The following is a 13775-nucleotide window of genomic DNA, read 5'->3' as shown; positions in this document are numbered from 1 at the left end:
ACCTCATCCGCAGCAATGTCCGGCCGATGCTGCGGATTCGTCGAGTGGTGCGGCGCCAGGCCTGCTCCATTGCGGGACGGGGCGGCCGTCTTTCTTCCACCAGGTGTAGGTCCGATCCTGCGGCCAGCCGGCCGGCGAGTCCTCCCAGGCCTCCTGACGGCCGTAGACCGTCAGATCGAGCAGGTGGGCCTGCACCATGGTGGCTTCGACGCCGCGACCGACTGTCTCGTTGGTGAGGAAGACCCGGTCGCCGATGCGCAGGTAGCAGGCGAGGTAGCCCGGCTCGTCGATGAGCCCGGTCCCGACGCCGCGATCCTCGACCTCGAGCATCGAGTACCACGGCAACGTGTAGCCCATGAACTCGCGGAACGGCGCGATCTCCTCCCACGGCCCCTCGCAGAAGACCGCGAAAGACACTCCGCGATGGTTCAGGTAGCTGGCGTCGTGCACGTCGAAGATGCTTGCGGTGCACCCCTCGCACTGGCCTTCGATCCCTGCGCCGGTGTGCCACATGTGCTTGTACGCGACGAGTTGGTCGCGCCCGTCGAAGACGTCCAGGAACGCGACAGCTCCGTCCTGCCCGACCAGTGTGGCCGCGGCGTCGACCTCGGTCATCGGTAGCCGGCGCCGGGCCGCCGCGATCGCGTCGCCCGCACGGGTGTGGGCCTTCTCCCGGACCAGGAGGGCCTGGCGTTCACGACTCCAGGTCTCACGGTCGACGATCTGCGGCGATGCGGTCGCTTCGGTCATGGGGTTCTCCTCGTCGGTCTGGGTTGGTGTTATGAATATCGACGAGCGCCCGGTCGGATCGTCATCGCACTTTCTTGGCGACGGCGCCGGGGTACGGCGTACGAGCGGGCACGATCAGCAGGATCCGGGAGGACCTGAGCGCATGACGAGTACGGCGGACGACGCGTGGTTCCAGGACGCGTTCGAGGAGCACCGGCGCCCGTTGCATGCGCACTGCTACCGACTCGCCGGGAATGTCGCCGACGCCGACGACCTGGTCCAGGAGACCTTCCTGCGCGGCTGGCGCTCCCGGGCGCAGTACGCGGAGAGGGCGTCGATCCGGACCTGGCTCTACCGGATCGCCACCAATGTCTACCTTGATCACCGCAAGGCCGCGGCGCGGCGGACCATACCGGTCGGTGACCCGATGGAATGGAGCACCGAGATCGGGCCGTATCCCGACGCGCTGCTGGGCGACGACCCGCCATCAGGTCTGGTAGCACGGGAGACCGTCGAACTCGCGCTCATCGCCGCGCTGATGTATCTGCCGCCACGGCAACGGGCGGCGTTCGTGCTGCGCGACGTCTCCGGTTGGACAGCGGCCGAGATCGCCGACGCCCTCGGACTCGCGGTGCCCGCGGTGAACAGCTTGATCCAGCGGGCCCGGAAGACGCTCCGGCACTATGCGCCCGGTGACTCCCGGCACTGGCGTAGGCCGGTGCTGACAAGCGAGGACGAGGAAATCCTGCGTCGCTATGCCGCAGCTACCGATCCCGCGAGCTTCCGGGAGTTGCTGGCCGAAGACGTGCGCATCACCATGCCGCCGGACCCACCAGTCTTCGGGAGCGAGGCGGCGGCCGAGTTCCTGGCGAGGCCGATGGATTGGCGCACGTTCCCGTCCGCTGCCAACGGCCGGCCTGCCCTGATCTGCTATCTCCGACGCCCCGGCAGCGATCAGTACGACGCATTGGTCGTCGACGTTCTCACCGTCGAGGACGGCAAGATCGTGGCGAGCAACGCCTTCGTCGGATCCCACCACATTGCTGCGTTCGGGATGCCCGCGAGCATCTGATCCGGCACTTGGCGCGAGGCTGGCGAACGCGCGACGGGATCGCAGGTGCGGGGTCCGCTGGGCGAAAAATCACCTCGGCGGATGCTGGACCGGTGAGAGGGTGTAGCGGTGCTGGTCATGGTGGTGGTGCTGGGGGCGGCGGTGCTGCACGCCACGTGGAACGCGATGGCGCATGGGGCACCGGATCGAGTGGCTGGGCTGGCGTTGTTCGAGATCGCGGCCGGGGTCATCGGGCTGGTCGCGGTGCTCGTGATGGGCCTGCCGCCGGCGGGCACCTGGGGATACATCATCGCGTCGGCGTTGCTGCATGTGGCGTATCTGGGTGGGCTGCTGGCGTCGTACCAGCTCGGTCAGTTCAGTCAGATGTATCCGTTGGCCCGCGGTACGTCGCCCTGGGTGGTGGCGGTGGTGTCGATCGTCGTACTGCATCAGGCGCTGGCCGTGCTCGAGCTGGCGGGCGTGCTGCTGGTCTCGGCGGGGCTCATTGCGCTGGTGTTCATCGGGCGGCCCGGTCGGAGGCAGGCGCCGGCGTTGCTGGCCGCGTTCGGCACCGGGCTGATGATCGCGGCGTACACGGTCGTGGACGGGCTGGCGGTCCACAAGATGCCGGTCGCGACGTACATGGGTTGGGTCTTCATGCTCCAGGGCTTCGCGGTCCCCTTGGTCGTGATCTGGTGGCGCGGCCCCCGCATCTTCAACCTCCCCCGCGGTGCAATCCTCTCGGGCCTCGCCGGCGGGGTCGTGTCCATGGCTGCCTACGGCCTGGTCCTCTGGGCCCAAACGCGCGGCACCCTCGCCGCCATCGCAGCCCTCCGCGAAACCAGCATCATCTTCGGCGCGATCATCGGCGCGATCTTCTTCGGCGAACGCTTCGGCCCCCGCCGAGCCTTCGCCGCAGCCGTCGTCGTCGCCGGCATCATCCTGATCACCACGGGCTAGCCGATCATCCGGCCTGGAGGATGTCGCGGCGCACTCGCCGGAGCCACAATCAAGCCGCGCGTCCAGCGAGGGCTGCCGTGTTTGGGGGTCTAGATGTTCTTCGCCCTGCCCAGCCTGGTCCTTGGTGTCGTTCTCCTCCTGATCGTGCTGGGATCGTGCGCGATCGGTGTGCTGGTCGCGCGTCGGTTGCGCGGTCGCCACGACACCTGGCGAGAGCCGATCGGCGTCGTGCAGGCGGCGTTGCTGGGGTTCGTGGCGCTCATTCTCGCCTTCGGGTTGACGATGGCGGTGGGTCGGTACGAGACCCGGCGGGTCGAACTGGTGACGGAGGCGAACGCGATCGGCACCACCTACCTCCGGGCGCAGACCCTGTCGGAGCCCGTCCGTAGCCAGTCGCTGGGGTTGCTGAAGCGCTACACCGACGTGGAGATCCGTCTGTCGGCGACGCGACCGGGCTCCGCGGCGGCGCGACGCGACGTGGCAGACGGCGGGGCCATCCAGCGTCAACTCTGGGCGCTCGCCGCTGACTCGCTGCGGGAGGCCCCTCAGGCGAGCGCTCCACGTCTGTACGTCGACAGCCTGAACTCGATGATCGACAGCCAGACCTCGCGTGTCGCAGCACTCAGCAACCGTGTGCCCACACCGGTCCTGGTCCTCGAGGTGGTCGGCGCGGCGGTGGCGTTGGGCCTACTCGGCCTCTACCTCACCGTGCTTGGCCGGGGCATGCTCCCCATCATGCTCGCTGCCGTGTTCGTGTCGCTGCTGTTGCTGGTCACCTTCGACCTCGACCGGCCGACCCGCGGCCTCATCACGGTCCCGTACACGGCACTGCTGGACCTGCGGGCGTCGATGGACTTGCCGCCGGCGGCCGGCGGCGGCTAGATCGAGCCATTCAGTCGTGGTGCAGGAGGGAAGCGGACGCCTCCTCAACCGGGGGCGGCAGGTCTAGAGTCACGAGAATGACTGCGACCTCGACCCCGCTGCCGATCCTGCCGACCTCGCTGGTGGGCAGCTACGCCCAGCCGGACTGGCTGATCGACCGGGCCAAGCTCGCCGGCCGCTTTCCCCCGCGGGTGCGCGCGAAGGAGCTGTGGCGGGTCAATGCGGAGTACCTCGAGCAGGCGCAGGACGACGCCACGTTGCTGGCCATCCGCGCCCAGGAGGAGGCGGGACTCGACATCATCACCGACGGTGAGATGCGGCGCGAGTCGTACAGTAACCACTTCGCCACCGCGCTCGAGGGCATCGATATCGACAACCCTGGGACGGCCCTCGATCGCAGCGGGCATCCCAACCCGGTGCCGCGGATCGCCGGCCCGATCGTGCGGCCGCACTCCGTCGGCGTCCGCGACGTGGAGTTCCTGAAGGCGAACACCGGCCACACGGTCAAGATGACCGTGCCCGGCCCGTTCACGATGTCGCAGCAGGCACAGAATGACCACTACCCCGACCTCGCGTCGGCGGCTCTGGCGTACGCTGCCGCGGTCAACGCCGAGATCAAGGACCTCCACGCCGCCGGCGCCGACCTGGTCCAGATCGACGAGCCGTACATGCAGGCACGGCCCGCGGCGGCCCGCGAGTACGGCCTCGCCGCGCTCAACGCCGCCCTCGACGGCGTCACCGGCAACACCGCCGTCCACATCTGCTTCGGGTACGCCGCGATCATCCACGAACGGCCCGAGGGGTACTCGTTCCTACCCGAGCTGGCCGGCTGCTCGGCCGACCAGATCTCGATCGAGACCGCACAGTCGGGTCTCGATCTCGGCGTCCTGAAGGACCTCAGCGACAAGACCATCATTCTCGGCGTCATCGACCTGTCCGACCCCGAGGTCGAGTCCGCCGAGCTGGTCGCCGATCGGGTACGGCGAGCCTTCTCCTACACCTCCCCGGACCGGATCACCATCGCCACCGACTGCGGGATGAAGTATCTGCCTCGCGCGAGTGCGGAGGGAAAGATGCGTGCCATGGCCGGCGCGGCGTCGATCCTGCGCGCCGAGCTCTGACGGGAGCCGCGCAGCCCGCCGCCTCGGACCCAACCCGAGGATCAAGCAGGTCCGGGCGCTGTTGGCATCGGTCTCCGGCTCTGGAATCACGCGTTGACCGCGGCGACGGCATCGTTGACGACAGACGCGATCTGGTCGGGCACCTCGTTCGGCAGGAAGAACACGCTGCCCGGAATCGTCACGATCTTGACCGTCGAACACGCCTCCAGCGTTTGCCGCTCGGCGTCGGTGAGCCCGCCGTCGCCCTTCTCCGCGTGGACGACCCACGTCGGTACGCCCGAGCGGCACAGCATCGCCGCGTGGTCCTCGCCGCTCTCCAGCCACTTCAGGTATTCGCGAAGTCCGAGGCGCATGTCCCGCGTGCTGGTCCTGCGGAAGTCGGCGGCAAGCTCGGCCTGCCGCTCCGGTGGGACCGGGATGCCTTTCACCATCGGCCCGATCGCCTTCTTCATCAGCGCTAGCGGCAAGCCGCCCAGCACCTTGGACGATCGGACGACGTTGATGAAGAACGCCGACTCGTCCGGCAACGACAAGCTGATGCCGAGCAGCACCGTCGGGCCGGTGAAGAGCTTCTTCTCCGCCATCTCCAACGCCACGTTCGCGCCCATGCTGAACCCGACGACGACATCCGCACCCTTCTCGGCCACGAGGTCCGCCGTCATTCGGCCATAGGCCTCGTGACTGTAGTCGTCCGGGGACGGCGCGCCGGCGTGTCCGGGCATCGTTGCCGCCACCAGCCGCAGCCCGGACAGACTGGATTGCTGCATCAACTCCAGGTACGAGCGCGCGCTGCACATGCCGCCGGGAAGCAACAGCACGGTATGTTCGGCGTCCGCCGGACCTGACTCGAACAGCTGCCACTCAACGCCCACATCGCACCCCGGGTCGTTCGATCCTGGTCAGACTGTACGCCGTGCCGTCACAGTTCAGGAGAGGAGCGACAACCCCGCGGTACCGAGCGACGCTCCCCCGCGGCGAGCGAAGTCGACGATGGCATCACCCGACCTCCCCGCCATGGTCCCGGTCCCCACCACGCCGGCCGAACACGCTGACCAGGTCGCTCCACCGATCCGCAGTCACTGCACGTACCTGCACCGACATGGACCCACCCTACGGACGGCGTCAGATCGCCGACAGCTGTGGCGATTCTGTCTCGCTGGGGTTCATACTTCGAGGACCGTACCGACCCTGGCTTTGCTGGACATCAAGGGGGACCGCATGACGGAGCCGTCCACCAGCTGGCAGCTCGACGCCATCACGTACTCCGGGGGCACGCAGGACGGGCCGCGCGCCAACGTGAAGCTGTCCCGGGCTGCGGAACAGGTGCAGGCTGAGGGTTCTGGCACCGGGCTCGTCGACGCGGTGTGCAATTCGATCTCGCAGGCGACGAGCGTGGAGGCGCGGGTAGTCGCATTCCGGGCGTACTCAGTCGGCCCGGGCAGCGAGGCCGTCGGAGAGGTCGAGCTCGAGGTGGAGCTGCCGGGCCGCAGGGTCGCGGTCCGGGCGTCGTCCACGGACGTCGTGGAGGCCGCCGGGTTAGCCCTCGTCGCAGCCCTCAACCAGTACAACGCGAAGCGGCCGGCACGAGGCTGAGTCCAGTGCGATGACCGTGGTCCCGATGCGCGCGAGCGCCGCGGGTTCCGCCGCCGTCGCGGGGCTATGAGGCGGCGATCTTCCAAACACCACGAAGGACGGGTGGACATGCCCGCGGGTGCTTACCGGAGCAAGCCTGGTCGGTCCCGAGGGCACCGAGATCGCTGACGGCGAAGAATTCCGAGCGTGTGGGTTCTCTCCTGAAGGGCACGTCTTCGTCTTCGCGACGTCGCCAAGCCTGTATCTCGCCACCCGATCAGCGCATTGTCCGCGCTGATCCCGGCAGGGTCCGCACCTGCACTATCTGCGGCAGATCCGCGCGCTTCTATGCTCAGGACATGGGAGATGTGCCGGAGGTCGATCGAGCCGCAATCCGCGCGGAGTTGGACGCCCTGACGGCTGGCGCTCGACCAGAGTTGCTCCACTGTGGGCCGGTCCTGTTGCTGTACTGGTTGCAATGGCGTGCCGCGTGGAGCGGTCCGTGGACTTCCGACGAGACACGTGTCGGCCCCGGTTCAGCGCTGGTTCCTCGGCCTGGCGCGAGTAACGTCACAACCGCCCGGCGCACAGGGTTCCATATCGCAAGAGGGGGACGTGGAATGCTTCGTCGCCTGCTACTGATGGTCGGCCTACTGATCGCGGGCCTGTTGTTCACCGGAGCGCCCGCGTTCGGCGTCGGCGCATGAGTTGTGGCAGAGCCTGCAGTCAGCAGAACGGGGCCGGGCGGTCTGAGCCTTACCGATGTGCGTTCGGGTCCGCCGCTCTTGGCCTCGCCAGGTTGTGCTGATAGGCGAAGATCACGGCCTGTACGCGGTCGCGTAGTTCGAGCTTCATCAGTACGCGGGCGACGTGGGTCTTCACGGTCGTCGCGGAGACGACCAGCTCGTCGGCGATCTCCGCGTTGGTCAGGCCGCGGGCGAGCAGCGCGAGCACCTCGCGCTCGCGGGAGGTTAGGCCGGCCAGTCGCTGCTCGGCCTTGGGGTCGAGCGCCCGGGGACGATCCAGGAACGAGTCGATCATCCGTCGGGTCAGCGAGGGCGCGAGCAATGACTCCCCGGCGTACACGGCGTGGATACCGGCCACCAGCAGCTCGGGCCGCACATCCTTGAGCAGGAACCCGCTGGCTCCCGCCTTCAGCGCCTCGTACACGTACTGGTCCATGTCGAACGTCGTCAGCATGACCACGCGGGTGCTGCTGTCCGGGTCCGCGGTCAGTATCCGGGTCGCCTCTATGCCGTCTGTCCCGGGCATCCGAACGTCCATCAGCACGATGTCGGGCCGCAGCTCGCGGGCCTTGTCCACGGCGTCGTCGCCGTCGACGGCCTCGCCGACGACCTCCAGGTCCTGCTCGATCTCCAGGATCAGCTGGAAGCCACGGCGGACCAGCGCCTGGTCGTCGGCGATCAGCACGGTGATCATGGCGTCTCGACGGTCCCCGGCTCGGCGAGGTCGTCGCGCTCGAGTGGCATCGTGGCGACCAGCTCGAAGCCGCCCTGCTGACGCGGCCGGGCGAGCAGGCTCCCGCCGTACACCGCAACGCGTTCCTTCAGGCCCAGCAGTCCGTGCCCGGCCTGGGTGCCCGTCACGGCAGCCTGTCCGTCGTTGCGTACGGCGACCTCGAGCTGCTCGTCGCGGTACTCGATCGACACCTCGACCCGGGTCGACGTGGGCGCGTGCCGGAGTGTGTTGGTGAGGCCCTCCTGGATCAGCCGGTACGCGGTGAGGTCGAGTCCCGGCGCCACCGGCCGCTGTACCCCGGTCACGTGCAGTCCCACGGTCAGGCCGCCGGAACGGAACTTCTGCAGCAGCCGGTCGATCTGGGCCAGGCCGGGTGGTGGCTCCCTGTCGGTCGTGTCGCCGGGCTGTCGAAGCATGCCCACCATCCGTCTCATTTCGACGAGGGCTTCCCGTCCGACCGCCTCGACTGTCTCCAGCGCCTCGCGCTCGACGCTCTGCTCAGGGGCGAGCCGGCGCCGAACCGCAGAAGCCTGGACAGTCATCACACTGACGCTGTGGCCGATCACGTCGTGCAGCTCCCGGGCGATCCGGTTGCGCTCCTCGGCGACCGCGCGGGAAGCCCACTGCTCCCGGGCCAGGCGGCGCTGCTCGGCGTTCTGCAGCTGGCTGCGGACCAGGGCCCCGACCAGCCAGGCGATCACCCATGGTGAGAGCCATATGAGGGCGGGCGCCTTTGCCTCGAGCGTCGGGTTCGACGGGTCCAGGCCGGCCCAGACGACCCAGAGCAGGACGACGAGTACCAGGCCCCACCAGGCCGGGCGGCGACGCTCCCACCGCGCGACCGAGTAGGCGGCCACGATGCTTGGGATCGCGACCCCCTGACCTTCGGGTGAGCCGAACACGGCGAACTCGGCCGCGCTGACCACCAGGATCGCGGTCAGGCAGGCCAGCGGGTTCCGGCGACGCAGGACCAGTAGGGCGCCGGTCACGACGTATAGCAGTGCCTCTGCCCAGTGCGGGCCCTGCCGGTGCGTCGCGCCCATGCCCCAGAACGCTTCCAGCACGCCGAGGGAAGCCACAACCAGCGCGATCGTGACATCGAAGGCCGAGCTCCGACGGCTCATGTGTCGACGATAGATCCTCCCGAGGAGGCAGCGCGTCCTTCGGCCGGAGGACAAGGACTCGCCCGGATGGACGATCCCGAAAACGTGACCCCGGATGACGCCTCCGACGCGGTGTCTTTCCTACCGTCGAAAGGTGCTCCATGACGGGGCGCCGCAACCACGGGAGGAAGATCATGCACACAGTTCCCCGGACGGCCGGAATCGGCCTCCTCGTCTACGGTCTCGGCACCGCGATCGGTTTCGTCGGGGCAGGAGCCCCGGGCGGTGACTACGAAGGCTCGCTCGTCAGCGGCTACATCGCCACCAGCCATTTCGCCCCGGCGTTTGCGTTCTGGTACGTCGGGGCGCTGGCCGCCCTCGGCCTGCTCGTGTTCGGCCACGGCCTGCGGGACCTGCCCTCGGTCGGCGGCTTCCTCGAGGGTCTGGCCATCGCGGCCTGTGCGACAAGCGTCGTGGGCGTCTTCGTCTCCGGCGGACTTGAGGTCGCGATGGCTGAGGGAGGCAGCGCGGTGCGGGCCGGTGTGCCGCATCCTGTGATCTATACGATCACCGAGATCGGCAACCTGCTGGCCATCTGCTCTCCGGCGCTGTTCGTCGGCGTGGCCGCACTCGTGCTGGCTCGTCGATCTGCCCTCCCACGTTGGCTTCGTGGCTTCTGCGTCGTCGCGGGACTGTGCGGCATCCTCGCGCCCTTCTACTTCACCTACTTCGTGTTCCTGCTCTGGACCGTCGTCGCGGGCGTGTTCCTCATCGCGTCGAGGACTACGCGCCTGGCTGTGGAGCCGGCAGACTCACTGGTGTGACATCTCCGCACGCAACGATCAGGCCGGGCCGGCAACGAGCCCGCAGACCGCAGCAGGCAATGTGCCTTAGGGCCTGACCCGAGAACTGACGAGTCGATCAGCCGTTCTCGTACGCACTGGCGTACGCCGTCGGTGGCCGTTGGTCGGGAAGCGTCAGCCCCGACCAACCTCTCGCGCGTGACCTGCATCTTGTGCGGTTGGAGGAGTGGGGGTCCCGGGCGGGGGACCCCCACTCAGCTTGGGTTAGCGGTGGACTGCGTCGAGGGCGTCGGCGATGCCTTCACCGAAGAAGGAGTTGTTCGCGGTGGTGCCGGTGCAGCGGGCGTCCGGGGTGGCCGGGCACGCGGTGTCGTTGGCTTCCTTGCGCAGCGCCGACTCGAGCTCACGCGGGCCCCACCACGGGTGGACCGACTTCATCAGAGCCGCGACGCCGGTCACGTGCGGCGACGCCATCGACGTGCCGCTCATCAGGCCCCACTTGCCGCCGGGCAGGGTGGACAGGATCGAGCTGCCGGGTGCGGCGACGTCGATCTTGTTGAGTCCGAAGTTGGAGAAGCTGCTGCGGGCGCCGGCCTGGGTGGTGCTGGCGACGGTGATCACGCCGGGCAGCTCGGTCGGCATGTCCAGGCAGTTGTTGTTGATCTGCCGGGGGACCGGGGTCGTGTCGTTCGGGCTGCCGTTGTCGGTGGTCTTGTTGGCCAGGTCGTAGTTCGAGTTGCCGGCCGCCGCGACGGACAGTGTGCCGCGATCCGCGGCCCACTCGTACGCGCGCCGTACCGCTTCCTGCACCGCGCCCTGGTCGTCGTTGTCCATGCACCAGAACTCGAACGGGTCGATGAAGTAGCTGTGGTTGGTGACGTCCATGTGGTGCTCGGCGGCCCAGACGATGCCGCAGATCGAGTACTCCGGGTAGATGAAGCCGTCGTCGTTCACCACCTTGACCGACGCGATCCGGACACCCGGGGCCACTCCGACGATGCCGACGCCGTTGCGGGCCGCGGCGACCGTGCCGGCGACGTGCGTGCCGTGCGAGCTGGTCGTCGGGCGCCAGGCGCCGGGGGTCGTGTTGGGTACGCCGTTGTTCACACAGTTGACCGAGTCCTGCGCGTCGAAGTTCGGCGCGAGGTCCGGGTGGGTGTCGTCGACGCCGCTGTCGTTGATGCCGACCAGCACCTGCCGGGAGCCGTCGGTGATCTGGTGGGCCTGATCCGCCTTGATCTGGACCATGTCCCACTGCTCGCCCTCGCGCGGGTCGAGGACCGGGGTCGCCTGAGTTTCGTCGACCGCCTTCAGTCCGGCGGCGGACGCCGTACCGGCGCCGGCCGGGCCTTCGCTGACCGCGGCGGTGCGGGTGGCGCCGACGGACTGCACCTCACGTCCGTTGTGCCCGGCGCGGACGGCGGTGCGGAAGTCCGGGTTGGTCGACTGCGCGACCACCACGCCCAGCTGGTTGTACGAGCTGAGCACCGTGCCGCCGGCTGCCTCGACCGCCTCCTCCACCTTGCGGACGTGCCCGGGGGTGGCCTTCGTGTTGACCACGTAGTTCATCAGCGGCCCGGGCGTGGCCGCTGATGAGGAGTCGGAGCTGGGTACGGCGTGCGCGGTCGCGGCACCGAGTGTCGTCAGAGCCAGTGCGGCCACGGCCAGGCCGGCAGTCAGTCGGCGGGGACGGGAACTTCGGGACACAGGCGCCTCCTCGGTGCAGGGCCTGGGCGGACGGGCCCAAGCTCGGTACCCGGGACTTTAGAGCGGATTCCGGACCGGCGGAGTTGTTCATCCACAACGCAGGGGAAACCCTCCACTTGTCACTACTTAGCGTCCGTCCGTTCACCCTCAGTTGCCCACATGCTGTGGATCTGCCTGTGGATAACTCGTGGACAAGCTGGGGAATACTGGCTCAGGCCGGTGGATTAGAGGTGTGTGTAGGATAGATACAACAAAGATACGAGTCGTATGGGTGGGAGTTCAGTGACCAGCGGGGTGCCGGAGCATGAGCCGGCGAGGGCGGTAGTGGAGTTGGGCGACGAGACCGCGGAGATCGCACGGGTGGTGGTCGAGGCGGCGCCGGGGGTGGAGAAGATCCCCGCGGCGGAGCGGGTCTACGCGTACGTGAAGGCCGCGATCCTGGACCGCACGTACCCGGGCGGCGAACTGCTCACCGAGGGTGAGCTGGCCACGGCGGTGGGAGTGTCGCGCACCCCGGTCCGGGAGGCGCTGCTCCGGCTGGAGGAGTCCGGCCTGGTGAAGCTGTACCCGAAGAAGGGCGCCCTCGTCCTGCCGGTGCTGCCGCAGGAGATCGACGACGTCCTGGAGGCGCGCGAGCTGATCGAGACGCACGCTGCCGCCAAGGTGTGGCCGCGCCGCAAGCAGCTGATCGAGATTCTGACGCAGCACGTCAATGAGATGCGCGCGCACCGCAAGGCCGGGGACGCGAAGACCTTCCTGGAGGCCGACCGGGCCTTCCACGAGGCCATCGTCGGTGCCGCCGGCAACGAAATCCTCTCCAAGCTCTACAACAGCCTGCGCGACCGCCAGGTCCGGATGGGGGTGCCCGGCATCGAGATGCAGCCGGCCCGGATGGACAAGTCGATCACTGCGCACCAAGAGATGATCGACGCCCTCGGTGGGAACAGCGTGAAGCGGTTCCGCGAGCTCGTGGTCTCCCACATCGACACCGCCGCGGCGGACCTGCGGAGCACTCGGTGACCGAACTCCTCTTCCCCCTGGGCGGACGGCGCGCCTGGGCGGTGTGGGCAACTGCTGTCTTCACCTATCTCGTGACCGTGCTGCACCGTGGCTCGATGAGCGTGGCCGGGCTGCAGGCCGCGGAGCGCTTCCACATCTCCGCATCCGCGCTGGCCAGCTTCACCGTCGTCCAGCTGACCGTGTACGCCGCGATGCAGGTGCCTGTCGGCATCTTGCTCGATCGGTACGGCTCGAAGCGGCTGCTGATCGCTGCGTCCGGTCTGCTCTTCGTAGCGCAGTCCGCGTTCAGTCTGGTCGACTCCTACCCGGCCGCCCTCGCGGCACGCGCCGTACTGGGAGTCGGAGACGCACTGGTGTTCATCAGCGTGCTGCGGGTTGTCATGTCCTGGTTCCCGGCGCTGCGGCAGCCGGTGATGTCGCAGGCGACCGGCATGCTGGGTGGCCTCGGCGCGATCATGTCGACCGTGCCGATGGCTGCCGCCTTCCACGCCTTCGGCTGGACCAGCACCTTCGCCGGTGCCAGCGTCCTCAGCCTGGTGACGGGTGTGGCCGTCCTGTTCCTGATCAAGGACACTCCGTACGACGAGCCGCTGCGACGGGCCAAGCAGTCGCTCGGTGAGGTACGGAACAACCTGCGCAGAGCCTGGAAGGAGCCGGGCACCCGGCTGGGGCTGTGGACGCATTTCACCACGAGCTTCTCTGGCAGTACGTTCGGTCTGCTCTGGGGGTACCCGTTCCTGGTGCAGGGCCAAGGCCTGGCTCCGACGACCGCTGCGGCGATGCTGATTCTCCCCGTGCTCGCAGGACTCTGTTATGGCCCGCTGGTCGGACGGTACGCGGCCCGCTTCCCGTTCTACCGGTCCTGGATCGTGCTGGCGGTGATCTCGGGTTCGGTACTCATGTGGACCGTCGTACTGCTGTGGCCGGGACAGGCGCCGATGCCGGTGCTCCTGCTGCTGATCGTCGTACAGGCCGCTGGCGGCCCGGGTTCGATGCTCGGGCTGGATTACGCGCGGACGTTCAACCCGTCCACTCGGTTCGGTGCGGCCAACGGGATGGTCAACACCGGCGGATTCATCGCCACGCTGATCTGCATCGGCATGGTCGGCATCCTGCTCGACGCGTCGTCGGGCGGGGCGCCGCAGACCATCACCGACTTCAAGTGGGCGCTGGCCTTCCAGTACGTGCTCTGGGCGATCGGCACCCGCCAGATCCTCAAGTACCGCCGCAAGGCCCGCGGCCATCTCGCCCGCTACAACCCCGAAGCGTACGAGGCGCTGATCGCCAACCAGATCGTCCCGGTGAAAGGTTGATGCCAGCCCGCTGAGATGGGCTGACAGCCGAGTGC

The 13775-nt window shown here is 68.3% G+C and carries 13 protein-coding genes; 8 read left to right on the top strand and 5 right to left on the bottom strand.

Translation table 11 applies throughout. The annotated features are described in order from the left end of the window. Positions 1-3: 3 nt before the first annotated feature. Positions 4-750: a DUF899 family protein gene (locus OG555_RS11885; RefSeq protein WP_329482884.1), complete on the bottom strand. Its 747-nt coding sequence runs from the start codon at positions 748-750 to the stop codon at positions 4-6. Between the two features lie 142 nt (positions 751-892). Between OG555_RS11885 and OG555_RS11880 the strand changes: the two genes are divergently transcribed. From OG555_RS11880 to OG555_RS11865, 4 genes are all read left to right on the top strand, one after another. Beyond that, the gene (locus OG555_RS11880) at positions 893-1801 is read left to right on the top strand and encodes an RNA polymerase subunit sigma-70 (RefSeq protein ID WP_329482883.1); all 909 of its coding nucleotides are present in this window, start codon (positions 893-895) and stop codon (positions 1799-1801) included. Between the two features lie 117 nt (positions 1802-1918). Continuing rightward, positions 1919-2740, top strand: coding sequence for an EamA family transporter (locus OG555_RS11875; protein WP_329484803.1), 822 nt, complete (start codon positions 1919-1921; stop codon positions 2738-2740). A 93-nt stretch (positions 2741-2833) separates the two neighbouring features. After that, positions 2834-3622 carry a bestrophin-like domain gene (locus tag OG555_RS11870; RefSeq protein ID WP_329482882.1) on the top strand — a complete coding sequence of 263 codons (789 nt, stop codon included), beginning with the start codon at positions 2834-2836 and terminating at the stop codon, positions 3620-3622. A 77-nt stretch (positions 3623-3699) separates the two neighbouring features. Continuing rightward, positions 3700-4743 carry a hypothetical protein gene (locus OG555_RS11865; protein WP_329482881.1) on the top strand — a complete coding sequence of 348 codons (1044 nt, stop codon included), beginning with the start codon at positions 3700-3702 and terminating at the stop codon, positions 4741-4743. An 86-nt stretch (positions 4744-4829) separates the two neighbouring features. Here the strand turns inward: OG555_RS11865 and OG555_RS11860 are convergent, their stop codons facing one another. Further along, the gene (locus OG555_RS11860; RefSeq protein WP_329482880.1) at positions 4830-5615 is read right to left on the bottom strand and encodes an alpha/beta fold hydrolase; all 786 of its coding nucleotides are present in this window, start codon (positions 5613-5615) and stop codon (positions 4830-4832) included. A gap of 346 nt (positions 5616-5961) precedes the next feature. On the opposite strand from OG555_RS11860, the gene OG555_RS11855 reads away from it, so the two are divergent. Then, a complete protein-coding gene (locus OG555_RS11855; RefSeq protein ID WP_329482879.1) occupies positions 5962-6336 on the top strand; it encodes an alpha-isopropylmalate synthase regulatory domain-containing protein in 375 nt (124 codons plus the stop codon). A gap of 735 nt (positions 6337-7071) precedes the next feature. Here OG555_RS11855 and OG555_RS11850 read toward each other — a convergent pair. Further along, on the bottom strand, positions 7072-7755 hold the full coding sequence (locus tag OG555_RS11850; protein ID WP_329482878.1) for a response regulator transcription factor: 684 nt from the start codon (positions 7753-7755) through the stop codon (positions 7072-7074). Further along, a complete protein-coding gene (locus OG555_RS11845; protein WP_329482877.1) occupies positions 7752-8918 on the bottom strand; it encodes a sensor histidine kinase in 1167 nt (388 codons plus the stop codon). Before OG555_RS11845 ends, OG555_RS11850 begins: the two co-directional genes overlap by 4 nt. Before the next feature lie 173 nt (positions 8919-9091). Between OG555_RS11845 and OG555_RS11840 the strand changes: the two genes are divergently transcribed. Next, positions 9092-9721 carry a hypothetical protein gene (locus OG555_RS11840; protein ID WP_329482876.1) on the top strand — a complete coding sequence of 210 codons (630 nt, stop codon included), beginning with the start codon at positions 9092-9094 and terminating at the stop codon, positions 9719-9721. Positions 9722-9964: 243 nt separating this feature from the next. Here the strand turns inward: OG555_RS11840 and OG555_RS11835 are convergent, their stop codons facing one another. Next, positions 9965-11407 carry a S8 family peptidase gene (locus tag OG555_RS11835; protein WP_329482875.1) on the bottom strand — a complete coding sequence of 481 codons (1443 nt, stop codon included), beginning with the start codon at positions 11405-11407 and terminating at the stop codon, positions 9965-9967. A 282-nt stretch (positions 11408-11689) separates the two neighbouring features. Between OG555_RS11835 and OG555_RS11830 the strand changes: the two genes are divergently transcribed. Both OG555_RS11830 and OG555_RS11825 read left to right on the top strand, forming a co-directional pair. Beyond that, positions 11690-12427: a GntR family transcriptional regulator gene (locus OG555_RS11830; protein ID WP_329482874.1), complete on the top strand. Its 738-nt coding sequence runs from the start codon at positions 11690-11692 to the stop codon at positions 12425-12427. Then, positions 12424-13740: an MFS transporter gene (locus OG555_RS11825; RefSeq protein ID WP_329482873.1), complete on the top strand. Its 1317-nt coding sequence runs from the start codon at positions 12424-12426 to the stop codon at positions 13738-13740. The genes OG555_RS11830 and OG555_RS11825 overlap by 4 nt, the downstream gene beginning before the upstream one ends. The last annotated feature ends 35 nt before the right edge of the window (positions 13741-13775 follow it).

Origin of the sequence: Kribbella sp. NBC_01484 (genome assembly GCF_036227145.1) — a bacterium.
Classification (GTDB): Bacteria; Actinomycetota; Actinomycetes; order Propionibacteriales; family Kribbellaceae; genus Kribbella.
This window is presented reverse-complemented; position numbering and strand designations above follow the sequence as displayed.